The organism is Pseudomonas putida (assembly GCF_001636055.1).
GTDB classification, from domain to species: Bacteria; Pseudomonadota; Gammaproteobacteria; order Pseudomonadales; family Pseudomonadaceae; genus Aquipseudomonas; species Aquipseudomonas machongensis.
Window position 1 is genome coordinate 2,747,228 of the sequence record NZ_CP011789.1, and the last position, 14,478, is coordinate 2,761,705.

General features: G+C 65.9%; 12 protein-coding genes. 10 read left to right on the forward strand and 2 right to left on the reverse strand.

Going from position 1 to position 14,478, the window contains the following annotated elements:
* Positions 1-246: 246 nt before the first annotated feature.
* The 9 genes from AB688_RS12330 to AB688_RS12370 all read left to right on the forward strand — a co-directional run bounded on the left by AB688_RS12330 (position 247) and on the right by AB688_RS12370 (position 11,706).
* Positions 247-1,863, forward strand: coding sequence for an ABC transporter substrate-binding protein (locus tag AB688_RS12330; RefSeq protein ID WP_081255225.1), 1,617 nt, complete (start codon positions 247-249; stop codon positions 1,861-1,863).
* Positions 1,860-2,852 (forward strand): ABC transporter permease, encoded by a 993-nt coding sequence (locus AB688_RS12335; protein ID WP_063544366.1) that lies wholly within the window; start codon positions 1,860-1,862, stop codon positions 2,850-2,852. The genes AB688_RS12330 and AB688_RS12335 overlap by 4 nt, the downstream gene beginning before the upstream one ends.
* Positions 2,849-3,697 (forward strand): ABC transporter permease, encoded by an 849-nt coding sequence (locus tag AB688_RS12340; RefSeq protein WP_054892732.1) that lies wholly within the window; start codon positions 2,849-2,851, stop codon positions 3,695-3,697. Before AB688_RS12335 ends, AB688_RS12340 begins: the two co-directional genes overlap by 4 nt.
* On the forward strand, positions 3,694-5,313 hold the full coding sequence (locus AB688_RS12345) for a dipeptide ABC transporter ATP-binding protein (RefSeq protein WP_063544368.1): 1,620 nt from the start codon (positions 3,694-3,696) through the stop codon (positions 5,311-5,313). Before AB688_RS12340 ends, AB688_RS12345 begins: the two co-directional genes overlap by 4 nt.
* A gap of 8 nt (positions 5,314-5,321) precedes the next feature.
* Positions 5,322-6,533, forward strand: a complete 1,212-nt coding sequence (locus AB688_RS12350) for an LLM class flavin-dependent oxidoreductase (RefSeq protein WP_054892734.1) — start codon at positions 5,322-5,324, stop codon at positions 6,531-6,533.
* The gene (locus AB688_RS12355; protein ID WP_063544372.1) at positions 6,526-7,404 is read left to right on the forward strand and encodes an alpha/beta fold hydrolase; all 879 of its coding nucleotides are present in this window, start codon (positions 6,526-6,528) and stop codon (positions 7,402-7,404) included. Before AB688_RS12350 ends, AB688_RS12355 begins: the two co-directional genes overlap by 8 nt.
* Positions 7,405-7,487: 83 nt before the next feature.
* Complete coding sequence (locus tag AB688_RS12360; protein WP_054892736.1) at positions 7,488-7,997, forward strand: sigma-70 family RNA polymerase sigma factor; 510 nt, start codon at positions 7,488-7,490, stop codon at positions 7,995-7,997.
* Positions 7,994-8,935 carry a DUF4880 domain-containing protein gene (locus AB688_RS12365; RefSeq protein WP_063544373.1) on the forward strand — a complete coding sequence of 314 codons (942 nt, stop codon included), beginning with the start codon at positions 7,994-7,996 and terminating at the stop codon, positions 8,933-8,935. The genes AB688_RS12360 and AB688_RS12365 overlap by 4 nt, the downstream gene beginning before the upstream one ends.
* Before the next feature lie 95 nt (positions 8,936-9,030).
* Complete coding sequence (locus AB688_RS12370; RefSeq protein ID WP_081255226.1) at positions 9,031-11,706, forward strand: TonB-dependent receptor domain-containing protein; 2,676 nt, start codon at positions 9,031-9,033, stop codon at positions 11,704-11,706.
* Positions 11,707-11,790: 84 nt separating this feature from the next.
* On the opposite strand, the gene AB688_RS12375 is transcribed toward AB688_RS12370, so the two are convergent.
* Both AB688_RS12375 and AB688_RS12380 read right to left on the reverse strand, forming a co-directional pair.
* Complete coding sequence (locus tag AB688_RS12375; protein ID WP_063544374.1) at positions 11,791-12,279, reverse strand: DUF1097 domain-containing protein; 489 nt, start codon at positions 12,277-12,279, stop codon at positions 11,791-11,793.
* Positions 12,280-12,429: 150 nt separating this feature from the next.
* A complete protein-coding gene (locus tag AB688_RS12380) occupies positions 12,430-13,887 on the reverse strand; it encodes a PLP-dependent aminotransferase family protein (protein WP_063544376.1) in 1,458 nt (485 codons plus the stop codon).
* A gap of 93 nt (positions 13,888-13,980) precedes the next feature.
* On the opposite strand from AB688_RS12380, the gene AB688_RS12385 reads away from it, so the two are divergent.
* Positions 13,981-14,412 carry a GNAT family N-acetyltransferase gene (locus AB688_RS12385; RefSeq protein ID WP_063544377.1) on the forward strand — a complete coding sequence of 144 codons (432 nt, stop codon included), beginning with the start codon at positions 13,981-13,983 and terminating at the stop codon, positions 14,410-14,412.
* Positions 14,413-14,478: the final 66 nt, after the last annotated feature.

A 14,478-nucleotide genomic window follows, 5' to 3' on the forward strand; every position in this document is an offset into this window, starting at 1 on the left:
GTTGGCTTGCGCGCACATCATGCGCGGTGCGGCGCGGCTGGACGCAGCCGTGGAAAGCGATGCATCGCCGGGCACACTGTTGCTTTTTCCACACTCACGCCGCGCGCTGTGGATTTTTCATCAGTGAAGTTGCGTCACGAGCCCCTGCGGCGCCTGTGCGCAGGCGTTGCGCGCAGTGGCACACCCCTTGCAAAAATGCCTGGCAGAGGGGCCTGTGCCCCGTGCAATTATCGCCAAGGAGTCCGCATGCCCCATCAAGCCCACCGCCGTTCGCCTCACCCCGGGCCGCTGCGTCTTGCCCTGAAACGCCTGGGCCTGCTGGCCGGTGCCGCGCTTCTTGCCGCCAGCGTCCATGCCGCGCCGCGCGACGGTGGCGTGCTGAACCTGATCGCCCAACCTGAGCCGCCGTCGCTGATGCACGGGGTGGTCACCCACGTTTCCACCCAGTACGTCAGCGGCAAGATCCTGCAAGGGTTGTTGACCTTCGACACCACGCTCAAGCCCCAACCGGTATTGGCGCGTAGCTGGAGCGTTACGCCGGATGGCCTGACCTACCGCTTCACGCTGCAACCCGATGTGCACTGGCATGATGGCCAACCCTTCACGGCGGCCGATGTGAAGTTCAGCTTTGGCACCTTCTACCCGGAAGTCGACAAGCGCGTCGGCAGCGTGTTCGCCGAGTACGTCGACAGCATCGACGCCAGTGATCCGCAACAGGTGGTCTTTCATCTGAAGAAGCCTTTCGCTCCGTTCCTTTCGTTGCTCGGCAGCGGCCTGCGCCCGGTGGTGCCCGAGCACCTGTATGCCGGCACCGACTTTCGCAGCAACCCTTATAACCTCAAGCCCGTGGGCACCGGGCCCTTCGTGTTCCAGGAGTGGAAGCGAGGCGCCTACATCAAGCTGGTGAAAAACCCCGACTACTGGAAAAAGGGCCTGCCGCACCTGGATGCCATCGTCTTCCACGTGATCCCCGATGGCTCATCGCGCGCGGCCGCTTTCGAGCGCGATGACGTGCAGGTGCTGCGCAGCGGCGATGCCGACTATGCCGACCTCAAACGTCTCGCAGCGTTACCGGGGGTACACGCCTCCGAGCAGGGCTGGGAGCTGTATTCGGGCCTGGCCTTCCTGCAGTTCAACACGCGCAAAGCGCCACTGGACAACCCCAAGGTGCGCCAGGCGATCCTCTATGCCTTGAACCGCCCGTTCATCGTCGACAACATTTTCTTCGGTGCCGGCAAGGTCGCGCCGGGCGCCTTCGCTTCGAGTTCGCCTTACCACGACCCGCAACTGCCGCAGTACGGCTACGACCTTGCCAAGGCCAAGGCGCTGATCGCCGAGTCCGGGGTGGATGTGGGCGCCGTGCGGATCCGCCTGCTCAACGGCGAGAAGGGCGGGGCCTGGGAACGGCTTGCCGAATACACCCGTCAGGCCTTGCAGCCGCTGGGCTTCAAGGTGCAAGTGGTGACCTCCGATGCGGCCACCTGGTTCCAGCGTGTCAGCGATTGGGACTTCGACCTGACCTACAATTTCATTTTCCAGATCGGCGATCCCTATCTGGTCAATGCCTACCTGTACCGCTCCGACTACATCGTCAAGACGTCGCCCTTCGCCAACGTCGGCGGCTACCGCAATGCCGATGCCGACCGCTTGTGGAATCAGGTCGCCGATACGCCCGAGGGCGCGGAGCGCACCCGCCTGTACAGCCAGCTCGAGCACTTGCTCAACGACGAGCTGCCGGTCGCGCCGATCTTCGAGATGCGCTACCCGACGCTGTTCCACAGCCAGGTGAAGAACCTGCTGCAGACGGCCACCAGCCTCAACGAAGACTATGAGAGCGTCTACCTGGACGCCCCGGCGCCATGAGCGGGTTGAGGTCTTTCGGTGGGCGCCTGGGGCGTGCGCTGCTGATGATCCTTGGGGTGCTGGTATTGAGCTTTCTGCTGGTGCGCCTGGCGCCTGGCGACCCGGCATTGCTGATGGCCGGCGAGGCCGGGATCGACGATGTCGAGTACGTTGCCAAGCTGCGCAGCGACATGGGCCTGGACCAGCCACTGCCACAGCAGTTGTGGCGTTACCTGGGCCAGGTGGCGCATCTGGACCTGGGTTATTCCTACCGCAACCAGGCACCGGTGTGGGACCTGCTCGCCGAGCGCCTGCCCGCCACCCTGAGCCTGATGGGCGCTGCGTTTCTCGTCTCGTCGGTGCTCGGGGTCGGCCTGGGCGCGCTGGCAGCGTTCAACCGCCAGCGCCGACCCTGGCTGGACGGGCTGATCGCCAATGGTGCGTTGCTGTTGTTCGCCACGCCGCCGTTCTGGCTGGCGATGCTGCTGATCCTGTTGTTCTCGGTCCACCTCGACTGGCTGCCGGCGTTCGGCATGCAGACCGTTGCCCGCGACCTGCACGGCGTCGCCTGGCTGGCGGACCGGCTGCGTCACCTGGTGCTGCCATGCCTGTCGCTGAGCTTTCTGTTCCTCGCCCTCTACGTGCACCTGACCCGCGCGTCCACCCTTGAAGCACTGCGCCAGGAGCATGTCTATACGGCGCGCGCCAAGGGCCTGCATCCGGCGCGCATCGTCTTCGCCCATGTGCTGCGCAACGCGCTGCTGCCGGTGGTGACCTTCGCCGGGCTGCAACTGGGGCAACTGGCAAGCGGCGCCTTGCTGATCGAGGTGGTGTATTCCTGGCCGGGCATTGGCCGCCTGATGTACGACGCCCTGTCCCAGCGCGACTATGGCGTGCTGCTGGGCGGCTTTCTGCTGATCTCGATCCTGGTGGTCGGCTTCAACCTGCTCACTGACCTGGCCTGCCGTCTGCTCGACCCGCGGATCGCAGCAGGGGGGGCAGCACGATGAGGGATTCAAGCGTGTGGCAACGTTTTCTCGGGCAACCCGCGGCACTGGCTGGCGCGGTGTTCCTGCTGCTGTTGGGGCTGCTGGCCTTGGCCGCGCCCTGGATCGGCCAGGGGTCTCCCTGGGAAATGAACACCACGCCGATGCTCGCGCCCTTCACGCAAGCCCAGCACTGGTTGGGCAGCGACCTGCTGGGGCGCGACCTGGCCACGGGGCTGCTGTATGGCGCCCGGGTGTCACTGGCGGTGGGGGCGCTGGCGAGCCTGGCCACGTTGCTTGTCGGCTTGCTGGTCGGTGCACTCGCGGGTTACTTCGGCGGTTGGCTGGATGCGCTGTTGATGCGCGTGGCCGAGTTCTTCCAGATCATTCCGCAGTTGGTGCTGGCGGTGATCCTGGTGGCGGTACTGGAGCCGTCGCTGGGCACCATCGTGCTGGCCATCGCCCTGGTCGCCTGGCCGGGTGTGGCGCGTCTGGTGCGCAGCGAATTCCTCAGCCTGCGCCAGCGTGAGTTCGTCCAGGCTGCGCGGGTGCTGGGGCAGTCGCCGCTGGCGATCGTGTTCCGGCAGATCCTGCCCAATGCCCTGGCGCCGCTGCTGGTGACGCTCAGCTTCGTCATGGCCACGGCGATTCTCACCGAGGCGGCGTTGGCGTTTCTCGGCCTGGGCGATCCAGAGGCGATGAGCTGGGGCTACATGATCAACGCCTCGCGTGGTGTATTGCGCGAGGCCTGGTGGATGAGCCTGTTGCCGGGGCTGGCGATCCTGCTCAGCGTGCTGGCGGTCAACCGCGTCGGTGAAGGCCTGCGTATCGCATTCGAACCTGCCCGCCGAACAGGAGTGTCGTCATGAGCCAGCCGATCCTGCTCGATATCGAGCACCTGCGTATCGCACTGCCAGCAGGCGGCGATCGCAGCCATGCGCTTCACGACCTGTCGTTGCAGGTGCGCGAAGGCGAGTGCCTGTGCGTGGTAGGCGAGTCCGGCTCGGGCAAGTCGATGCTGGCCAAGGCCCTGCTGCGCCTGCTGCCGACGCCTTTGCAGGTGGAGCAGGGCGCGCTGCGCTGGCGCGGTGATGACCTTGCCAAACTGGACGATGCGGCCATGCGCGCGCTGCGCGGGCGCGACATCAGCATGGTCTTCCAGGAGCCGATGAGTGCACTCAACCCGCTGCTCGGCGTGGGCCGACAGATCGACGAGACACTCCAGGCCCACGGCATGAAGAACGCTGCCCAGCGTCGCGCGCGGGTTTTCGAGCTGCTGGGCTATGTGGGGCTGCCCGATCCCGAGCGCTTGCGTCATGCCTACCCCTTCGAGTTGTCTGGCGGGCAGCGCCAGCGAGTGGTGATTGCCATGGCCCTGGCGTTCGCGCCGAAGCTGCTGATCGCCGATGAGCCGACCTCGGCGCTGGATGTGACCACGCAACGGCAGATCCTCGACCTGCTGCGCCGCATCCAGCACGAGCACGGCATGGCCATGCTGTTCATCACCCACGACTTTGCCGTGGTCGAGGCCATCGCCGATCGCGTGCTGGTGCTGCAGCAGGGCCATGTGGTGGAACAAGGCAGCAGTACCCAGGTGCTGAGCGCGCCGCAGCAGCGTTATACCCGACAACTGATCGCTGCCGCCGGTGCCGTGCCGGCCCATCCACGGCCGCCGTTGGGGCAAGGGGCGCTGGCGTTGCAGGCACGACAACTGGAAAAACACTTCAGCCGCCGCATCGGCTGGTGGGGCCGACGCACGACCCAGGCGTTGGCGGGTGTCGACCTGCAATTGGGCGAGGGCGAAACCCTGGGGATCGTCGGCGAGTCCGGTTCGGGCAAGTCGACCCTGGGCCGCTGCCTGGTGCGCCTGCTGCGCAGCGATGCTGGCTGCCTGCAGTGGCACGGACGTGATGTGACAGGGTTGCCCGAGGCGCAGCTACGGCCTTTGCGTGGCCAGGTGCAGATGATCTTCCAGGATCCCTTCGCCTCGCTCAATCCACGCCAGCGTATCGGCACGCAATTGATGACCGGGCCGTTGGCCCAGGGGCGCAGCCAGGCAGAGGCGGCGCAGAAGGCGCGCGAAGTGTTGGCCCTGGTCGGGCTGCCGGCCACCGCGCTGGCACGCTACCCCGATGAATTCTCCGGTGGTCAGCGCCAGCGTATCGGCATTGCCCGGGCGCTGGCGGTGGAACCAAAGGTGCTGATTGCCGATGAGTGTGTGTCGGCACTCGATGCGCTGATCCAGGTGCAGATCATCGAACTGCTCGAAGACCTGCAGCGGCGCCTGAAGCTGAGCATCGTCTTCATCACCCACGACCTGCGGGTGGCGGCGCGGCTGTGCGACCGCATCGCGGTGATGCAGGCTGGCCAGGTGGTGGAGCAGGGCGCGACCCGCAACTTGCTCGAACGGCCGGCGCATCCCTACACGCGCAGGCTGTTGCAGGACTTCGCGGTGCAGGCGCCAGTGGCCGAGGCCACCCCATGAGCCGGCGGATGATGAGCCTGAACGCCTTCCTCATGGCCACCGGACACCATGTCGCGGGCTGGCGTCACCCTGATGCCCAGGCCGATGGCGGGTTGGACTTTGCCCATTACAGGCAGTTGGCACGTACCGCCGAGCGCGGCTGCTTCGATGCCCTGTTCCTCTCCGACACCCTGGCCATGCTGCCCGGCGATCGCGAGGCGTTGAGCCGCATGGCACGCACCGAGCATTTCGAGCCGCTGACCCTGCTGGCAGCGCTGGCAGCAGTCACCGAGCGCATCGGCCTGGTAGCGACGGTGACCACCTCCTACAACCAGGTCGAGACCCTGGCGCAGGCCTTCACTTCGCTCGAGGCCTTGAGTGGACAGCGCAGCGGCTGGAACCTGGTGACTTCGAGCAATGCCCAGGAAGCGTTCAACTTCGGGCGTGACGGGCACTTCGAACACGCCCGGCGCTATGAGCTGGCCCGGCGTTTTCTCGAACAGTTGCAGCGTCATTGGGCGAGCGCTGGGGTGACGCCCGTGCAAGTACTGGCCGGTGCTTCACGGGCGGGGTGCGAGCTGGCGGCAGCCCATGCCGAGGTGGTGTTCACCGCACAGCCGGAACTGGCAGGTGCCCAGCGTTTCTATCGCGAACTCAAGGCGCTGCTACCGCGCTTCGGGCGAAGTGCCGAGCAGATGAAAATCATGCCGGGGGTGCTGCCGATCGTGGCCGACTCGCGCGCCGAAGCCCAGGCGTTGTTCGAGCAGTTGCAGGCACTGGTGCAGCCTGAAGTCGGCTTGTCGTTGCTGGCCGATATTGCCGGGGGTGTCGATCTTTCGGCGTATCCTCTCGACGGGCCGTTGCCGGATCTGCCGGGCACCGAGTCCGGCGTCAGCCGCCGTGAGCTGTTGATCCGCGTGGCCCGTGAGGAGCGGCTAAGCATCCGTCAACTGTACTTGCGCATGGCCGCAGCACGTGGCCATCTGGTGCTGGTGGGTGACGCCCGGCAGATTGCCGACCAGATGGAGCAATGGTTTACCGAGGGCGCCGCAGATGGTTTCAATGTGATGCCGGCGTATCTGCCCGATGCCCTGGGGGCCTTCGTCGACAAGGTGGTACCTGAGCTGCAGCGCCGAGGGCTGTTCCGGCGTGCCTATCAGGGGAGCACCTTGCGCGACCACCTGGGCTTGGCCCGTCCCGATTCATTTGCCTGTAAGGAGGCCCTAGGTGCCCATGGCTGACCCGAACCGATTCGCCGACTTGCCGCGGGTGCGCGGCCAACTCATCGAAGTGCGCCCCGGGCGACGGCTGAGTGTGGCTGTGCAGCCCGGCAGTCATGAGCCCGACACCGTGGTGTTTCTCGGGCATGGCAGTGGTGGCAACAAGGATCAGTGGCGCGAGCTGTGGCCAAGCCTGCGCGAGCAGGGTTACACCCTGGTGGCCTGGGACCTGCTCGGCCACGGCGACAGCGACAAGCCGCATGACACCAGCGCCTATGCCTGGGAGGCGCTGGTGGCCGACCAGGTGGCATTGCTGCAGCGCCATGCCGGGCGGCGCAACCTGTTGGTGGGGCACTCCTATGGCAGCGGCCTGGCCATGAGCACGTTGCTCGAGCTGCCGCGTCAGATGCCGCACGTGCGTATCGACGGCGCGTTGTTGCTGGGCAGCCTGTTGCAACGGCCTGCGGGGCGCGGTGGCTTGCTGGGCCTGCCGACCTGGTTGTTGAAGCTGTTGCGGCCGATCCTGGCCAAGGACTTTCGTGCGCGGGCCTGGCATCCGCTGGCCGACCCGGCGCTGATCGAGTACGAGGAGGGCCTGGCCCAGCGCAACCGCCTGGATGTGTTCAAGGCGCTGATGAACAGCGCGAGCTGGCCTGAGCCCGAGGCGCTTGCCGGGCTCGACCTGCCGGTACAGGTGGTGTCTGGCGACAGTGATGGGCTGACGCCCGCCAGTGGCGGAGAAGCCCTGGCGCGACAGTTGCCGCGCGCACAGTTCCAGGTGCTGGCCCAGTGCGGCCATCAGTTGATGCTTGAGCGTCCGGCACAGGTGCTGGAGGCGTTTGAGCGTCTGTTGAGGGAGGTGAAGCGTGACAACAAGCTGGTTATTTCATAAAAGAATATTTATCTAATTTTATATTCCTTTTTCGGATTTCCACTTTGAGGCACAGTGCCAGCCTTTAGCTTGGCAGGTTGGATATGGATTTGCGGCCGTCATCGACCCAACAACTGCTCGGGCAGTTGTTCGCGCAGAACTACACCTGGCTCTGCGCTCGCCTGCGCAGCCGCATGGCGTGCCCGCACAGCGCCGAAGACATCGCCTCGGAAGCCTTCGTGCGCATCCTCGGCCTGCCGGATCCGGCGGCCATTCGCGAGCCGCGGGCGATGCTCACGACCATTGCCCAGCGCCTGCTGCAAGAGAGCTGGCGCCGCCGCGACCTCGAACGCGCCTATGTGCGCTGGGTTCGCGACCTGCCAGCGCAGGTGCAGCCTTCTCCGGAAGAGGCGCACCTGGTGATCGACAGCCTGCTGCACCTGGACCGTGTGCTCGACGGCTTGCCCGGCCAGGGCAAGGCGGCGTTCATCCACAGTCAGCTCGGTGGCATGACCTACAGCGATATCGCTCATCGGCTGGGTATTTCCGTCAGCCGCGTACAGCAGTACATGAGCGAAGCGTTTCGCCTGTGCTACCAGGCGCTGGACACATGAGCGAGCAGCCCATGGCCCAGGTGATCGACGAGGCGGCGCAGTGGATGGCGCTGCTGCATTCGGGGCACCTGAGCGAGGAGGATGCCGCCGCCTTCCAGCGTTGGCACGACGGCGATGCCATGCATGCCCAGGTATTTCGCCGCATGAGCCAGGGGCTGGGCGAGGCCAAGCGGCCAGGCTTGCAGCGCCTGCCCGAAGAGCAGGTGATCGCGGCATTGCAGCTTCCCTCCGGGCGCCGCCGGTTTCTCAGGAACAGCCTGGGTGCGCTGGGGGGCCTCGGTGTGGCGGCACTGGCAGCCAAGACCGTTGGCGAGCGCATCTGGGCGCCGGGTGATCTGCTGACTTTGACCGCAGAGCGCCGCAGCTTCGTACTCGACGGCGGCAGCCGCCTTACCCTCGATGCGCAGACGCGGGTGAGCCCGCGCCCCCCAAGCACGCTCTACGTGCACCAGGGCGCCTTGCAACTCGAGTGCAGCGGCCCGTCCCTCACCCTGGAGACTGCGCTTGCCGACATCGAGGTGGAGCAGGGCGGCACGCTGCTGCTTGCGCAGCGTTTCGACGGCGAGGTCAGACTCACGGTGCTTGCGCGCCAGAGCGTGGTGCGCACGCGCCAGGGCAATGCGCTGCGGGTGAGGGCGGGGCAACAGGCACGTCTGATCGCCGGGCAGGCGCCCTGGCTGGGGCGTGCGGACCCTGCGGCGAGCGCCTGGCTCAGCGGGCTGTACGAGGCGCGCGAGAGTACGCTGGGTGAGGTGGTCGAGGCCTTGCGTGCCTACCGGCACGGCGTGCTCAGGATTACACCCGAGGCGGCGAAGTTGAAGATCAGCGGGTTGTTTCCACTGGATGACAGCGCGCGGGCATTGCGTTTGATCGCCGCCGCCTTGCCGATTCGGCTGGCGAGCGTGGGGGCGCTGTGGGTGAGTATCGACCTCGCGTGATGCATAAGCTAAGCACCAATCGATCCAAGCCTTTTCTGCAGGTTTCGCCCGCTGGTTGCTCATTAGCGCAAACCCCACTGCAGAAAAGGCCAGCCATGCCCAACCCGATTCACGCCACGTTTCGCCACTCCTGCCTTGCCCTCGCCGTCGCCTTGGGCAGTAGCCTGCTGGCGCCTGGCAGCCACGCACTGGCTGCCGAGCCCCTGGTCGACTACGCCCTGCCGGCTGGCGACCTGGGCCAGACCCTGGTGCAGATCTCACGCCAGAGCGGCGTACCGATTGCCTTCGACCCGCAGCATGTCGCCGGCCAGCGCGCACCCTCACTGCAAGGGCGCTACAGCAGTGACCAGGCTCTGGAACAGGTGCTCCAGGGCAGTGGCCTGGAATATCGCCAGGGCGAGGACGGCGTGGTGATTTCCGCTGCACCTGCCGCCTCCGCTGCGGCAGGTAAAGCCCGCGCTCAGGGTGCCAGCCAGGACGTCCGCCTGGAGCAAGTGATCGTCACGGGCACCCGTGCCCAGGAGCGCACGGCCAGCGCGTCGCTGTCGCCGATCGACATCATTTCCGCCGAAAGCCTGGGCGCCACCGGCTCCGAGGAACTGGGCGCAGTGCTGGCGCGGTTGATTCCCTCGATCAGCTTCCCGCGGCCGAGCCTGGTCGACGGTGCCGAGCTGGCGCGGCCGGCGCAATTGCGCGGTCTGTCGCCCGACCAGGTGCTGGTGCTGGTCAACGGCAAGCGCCGGCACAGCGGGGCGTTCGTCAACCTCGGCGGCGCCGCTGGGCGCGGTTCGGCGCCGGTGGACCTCAACGCCATCCCGATCTCGGCGATCGACCATATCGAAGTGCTGCGCGACGGTGCGTCGGCGCGCTACGGGTCCGATGCCATCGCCGGGGTGATCAACGTGATCCTCAAGCACGATGCCAGCGGAGGTTCGGTCAGTACCCGCTTCGGTCAATACAACAAGGGCGATGGCATCCAGCGCCAAGCGTCGGCCAACACCGGTCTTGCGCTGGGCGACAAGGGCTGGCTGAACCTCTCCGCCGAGGGCAGCGACAACGACTACACCAACCGCGCCGGTGATGACCTGCGCCCCGGCAGCCTTGGCTCCACCACCTACGGCCAGCAGGTGTTCCGCCAGGGCGAGCCGGCCAACGACAACCTCAAGTTCTTCCTCAATGGCCAGCTCGACCTCAACGAACAGGCCCAGCTCTATGCCTTTGGCGGCTACCGCAAGACCCACGGCCAGACGGCGGCCTTCTACCGCGCCAGCAACAACTCCGGCAACGTGCAGAGCCTCTACCCGAATGGCTTCCTGCCCTTGATCAACGGCACGCTGGAGGATTCCTCGCTGACCACCGGCCTGCGCGGCGACCTGGGCCAGGACTGGCGCTACGATCTCTCGGCCAGCTACGGTCGCAACGACTACGGCATCAATACCCGCACGCTCAACCGCGCGCTGTTCAACGACACCGGCAGCACCCCGCTGAGTTTCGACAATGGCCGCCTGACCAGCGAGCAGAAACAAGTGACCCTGGACCTGGCCCGCGATGTCGAACTGGGCTGGCTGCCTTATCCGGTGTCGGTGGCGGTGGGGGCCGAGTACCTGCACCAGGGCTACGAGGTCAACGCCGGGGAGCCGGCCTCCTACTACAAGAGCGGCAGCCAGGGCTACGCCGGTTTCCGCGATGCCGATGCCGGGCACTGGACCCGGCAGAACTTCGCCCAGTACCTGGACCTGGAAACCAAGTTCAGCGACAAGCTCGGTGTCTCCGCCGCCGCCCGTCACGAGGACTACAGTGACTTCGGCTCGAACGTCAGTGGCTCGCTCTCGGCGCGCTACGACTTCACCCCGGCGGTGGCGGTGCGCGGTAGCCTCTCCACGGGCTTTCGCGCACCGTCACTGGCCCAGCAGCACTTCGCGTCGACCTCCTCGCAACTGGTCGACGGGGTGATCCAGGAGGCAGGGATCTTCCCGGTGGATGCGCCGGTTTCCCGCCTGCTCGGGGCAGACGAATTGAAGGCGGAAAAGTCGCGCAACTACAGCCTCGGCCTGGTCCTGCGCCCGGCCGACGACCTGCAGATCACCGCCGACGTCTACCGGATCGATATCCGCGACCGCATCACCCTGTCGTCGAACCTGCGCCTGAACCAGACGGCCATCGACTACCTGCGCGCCGGTGGTGTGGGCGATATCAACTACACCAGCGCCCGTTACTTCACCAATGGCGCGGATACCCGCACCACCGGCGTGGACCTGGTGGCCAGCTATCGCTACCAGTTCGACAACGGTGTGCGCTGGAGCACCACGGCGGGCTACAACTACAACCACACCAAGGTCACCGACACCAAGGAAGACCCGGCCATCCTCGCCCAACTGGGGCTGCCGACCACCTCCTTGCTGGAGCGTCGCGAGCGCCTTGGCCTGCTGGGCGATACCACGCCCGAACACAAGTTGACCCTGGGCAACGACTTCAACCTTGGCAACTGGACACTGCGCAGCAACCTGGTGCGTTATGGCAGCTATACCAGCTACCAGAACGACACCAGCTTCCCGGACCAGACCTTCGCCGCGCAGTGGGTGCTGGACCTGGCGCTGGACTACAGCCATGACAACTGGTTGTTCACCGTGGGCAGCGACAACGTGACCAACCAGGTACCCGAGAAGCTGGATTTCGCCAACAGCTCGGGTGGCAACCTCAAGTACTCGACGTTCTCGCCTTATGGCTACAGCGGGGCCTTCTACTATGCGCGCCTGACCTATGCATGGTGAGGCCTGCCAGCACGAACCCCGTGCAGGAGGGCGCCGGCCCGCGAACAGGACACCGCGCGCTCTGCCTCTGGCTCCCGGGCCAGGTCAGGCCACGAAGATCTTGCGTGGGCTGTAGTGCGAGATCCAGCCTGCCAGCGAACCGAGGGTGCTGGCGCCGGCCATGTGCGCCAGGCTCTCCAGCGACGGCTCAAGGTGTGCGGCGAACCAGGCCACCAGGCCCAGGAAGTAGCACAGCAGGTTGTTCATCGCCGGCAGGCCGCGCAGGCTGACCACGATGACTGCCACCAGGAACACCACCATCGGGATCGCCAGCAATGCGCCGACGCTCGGCGCGAGCAGGCCTACGCCTGCTGCCGCCAGCGCGCCGAAGACCAGGCCGAGCCAGACGCAGCCCAGGTTCTCCAATGTCGAGCGGGTGGTCAGGCCGCGGGTGAAGAAAGCGATCCAGCCGATGAACATGGCCCAGACCGGCACTTGCATGGCCAGGGCTGTGGCGGAGGCTGCGGCGGCGGTGACCGCTGCGACCAGGGTGACGGTCAGGTAGTGGCTGCGGGAAACGGGAAGGTTGCTCATCGTGTGGTTCCTGTGGGGTGGGTTGACAGCCGGATTCTGGTCCGATTCCCCAGCGGGATAATCACCTGAGCAAGAGCTTGTTAATTCCATTTACATTAACAAATCAATTGTAATAATTTGTTTGTGCTTGGAAATTGAAACAAAAGATGTTCATTTGTTTCTGTGTGTTTTGACCCTTCCTGTGTCGTCCAGCGCCTTCCACACCGCTTCCAACTGGCTTACCGCTGCCATCGCGTCTTCGGCGCAGATGAAATTGGCAAAGCCCATCAGCAGCCCTTGCTCTGGCGAGGGTTGGGCCCGCCACTCGCCCAGTGCGTGCAGCGCCATGCCCTCCGCTCGTGCGCTGGAGGCGAGCAGGCGCTCGTCGGTTGCATCCAGGATATGCGCCAGCACATGGATGCCTCCGGCCTGCTGTTGCACGCTCAGGCGTGTGCCCAGGCGTTCCTGCAAGGCATCGACCAGGTAGCCGCGACGGGAGGCGTACAGCTTGCGCATCTTGTTCAGGTGGCGGGCAAAGTGGCCTTGCTCCATGAACTGCGCCACGGTCGCCTGCGGCGCGATGGCCCCAGGGCCTGGCAGGTGACAGGCGCTGTGGTTGAAGCGCTCGACCTGGGAAATCGGCACCACCAGATAGGCCAGGCGCAGGCCGGGATACAGCACTTTGCTGAAGGTGCCGGTGTAGAGCACGCGTCCTTCGCGGTCCAGGCTCTTGAGCGCAGGCAGGGGGCGGCCGTGATAGCGGAATTCGCTGTCGTAGTCGTCCTCCACGATCCAGGCATCGGCGCCCATGGCCCAGTCCAGCAGGTCCAGTCGCCGCTGCAGGCTGAGCGCCACGCCCATTGGGCTCTGGTGGGTCGGTGTGACCACCGCGAACCGCGCCTGCGCCGCCAGGCGCCGACCTTGCGCGACATCCAGGCCGTCGCGGTCCACCGCCACCGGTTGCAGGCGCATGCCGAGGTGCTCCAGGCACTGGCGCGCGTGCAGGTAGCCCGGGTCTTCGTACCAGCCCAGGTCGCCGGGGCGCAGCAGGGTTCGGCATACCAGGTCGAGCGCGCCACGGTAGCCATTGGTGACGAACACCTGCTCATGGCTGCAGTTGATGCCGCGGGAAATGCCCAGGTAGGTGGCGATGGCGCGCCGCAATTGCGTATGGCCGGCGGGCGGTGGTGTGATCATGGCCGGATTGTCGAGGCCGCGCAGGTGACGCGCTGCCAGACGCGCCCAGGTCTTGCGCGGGAAGGCATCCAAGGCTGGCAGCCCGAGGCGGAAGGGCGGCAGCTCGGTGCGTGGGTCCTGTTTCTGCTGCGGCGAAGGTGCAGCCTGCTCGAGGTTGATCTGGGCGCTGCCGGACAGTTTGCACAGTCCTGGCGCAACCCTCGTGCCCGCCGCTCCGCGGGTGATGAAATAGCCTTCGCCGACCAGCATCTGGTAAGCCATCTCCACCGTGCCCCGGGCCAGATTCAGCTCACTGGCCAGGCTGCGCACCGAGGGCACTCGGTCACCCGCTCGCAGCTTGCCTTTGGCAATCGCTTCGCGATAGCGCTGGTAGAGCTGCAGGTAGATGGGCGCGGTATGTTCGCGGCTGGGTTTGAGCTGCTGCAGGTCCATGGGGCATGTCCCATTCAATTGAGCGATTCTTGCACCTGTGAGGTAGGTCATGATCTTCCTAGAGTGGCGGCCAGACCTCAAGAGACACATGCCATGAATACCTTTCGCCTGGCCCACGTTGAAACCGACGCGCAGTTGCAAGCCTGCTTTGCAGTGATGAGCGAACTGCGACCCCATCTTGCCGATACCGCCGCGTTCATTGACCAGGTACGGCGCCAGGCCGGCCAGAACTATCGCCTGCTGGCGGCCTGGCAGGGCGAGGAGGCCAAGGCGCTGGCCGGTTACCGGTTGCAGGAGAACCTGCTCTACGGACGCTTCCTGTATGTCGATGACCTGGTCGCCAGCGTCGAGGCCCGCAGCCACGGCCTCGGCGCGGCCCTGATCGATGCCTTGCGCGAGGAGGCCCGGGCACAGGGCTGCGCGCACCTTGTGCTCGATACCGCGCTGGGCAACGCCTTGGGCCAGCGTTTCTATTTCCGCCAGGGCCTGCTGGCCAAGGCCATGCACTTCAGCCAGGCCCTGTAGCCCGACGTTTCGCTTTTCCCACTCCCGGAGACTACCGATGAGCCCGTGTCCACTGGCCTGCATCCG

Bases quoted from the DNA above. Each gene is read 5' to 3' on its own strand.
- AB688_RS12330 (WP_081255225.1), top strand. From the start codon at position 247: ATGCCCCATCAAGCCCACCGCCGTTCGCCTCACCCCGGGCCGCTGCGT.
- AB688_RS12335 (WP_063544366.1), top strand. From the start codon at position 1,860: ATGAGCGGGTTGAGGTCTTTCGGTGGGCGCCTGGGGCGTGCGCTGCTG.
- AB688_RS12340 (WP_054892732.1), top strand. From the start codon at position 2,849: ATGAGGGATTCAAGCGTGTGGCAACGTTTTCTCGGGCAACCCGCGGCA.
- AB688_RS12345 (WP_063544368.1), top strand. From the start codon at position 3,694: ATGAGCCAGCCGATCCTGCTCGATATCGAGCACCTGCGTATCGCACTG.
- AB688_RS12350 (WP_054892734.1), top strand. From the start codon at position 5,322: ATGATGAGCCTGAACGCCTTCCTCATGGCCACCGGACACCATGTCGCG.
- AB688_RS12355 (WP_063544372.1), top strand. From the start codon at position 6,526: ATGGCTGACCCGAACCGATTCGCCGACTTGCCGCGGGTGCGCGGCCAA.
- AB688_RS12360 (WP_054892736.1), top strand. From the start codon at position 7,488: ATGGATTTGCGGCCGTCATCGACCCAACAACTGCTCGGGCAGTTGTTC.
- AB688_RS12365 (WP_063544373.1), top strand. From the start codon at position 7,994: ATGAGCGAGCAGCCCATGGCCCAGGTGATCGACGAGGCGGCGCAGTGG.
- AB688_RS12370 (WP_081255226.1), top strand. From the start codon at position 9,031: ATGCCCAACCCGATTCACGCCACGTTTCGCCACTCCTGCCTTGCCCTC.
- AB688_RS12375 (WP_063544374.1), bottom strand. From the start codon at position 12,279: ATGAGCAACCTTCCCGTTTCCCGCAGCCACTACCTGACCGTCACCCTG.
- AB688_RS12380 (WP_063544376.1), bottom strand. From the start codon at position 13,887: ATGGACCTGCAGCAGCTCAAACCCAGCCGCGAACATACCGCGCCCATC.
- AB688_RS12385 (WP_063544377.1), top strand. From the start codon at position 13,981: ATGAATACCTTTCGCCTGGCCCACGTTGAAACCGACGCGCAGTTGCAA.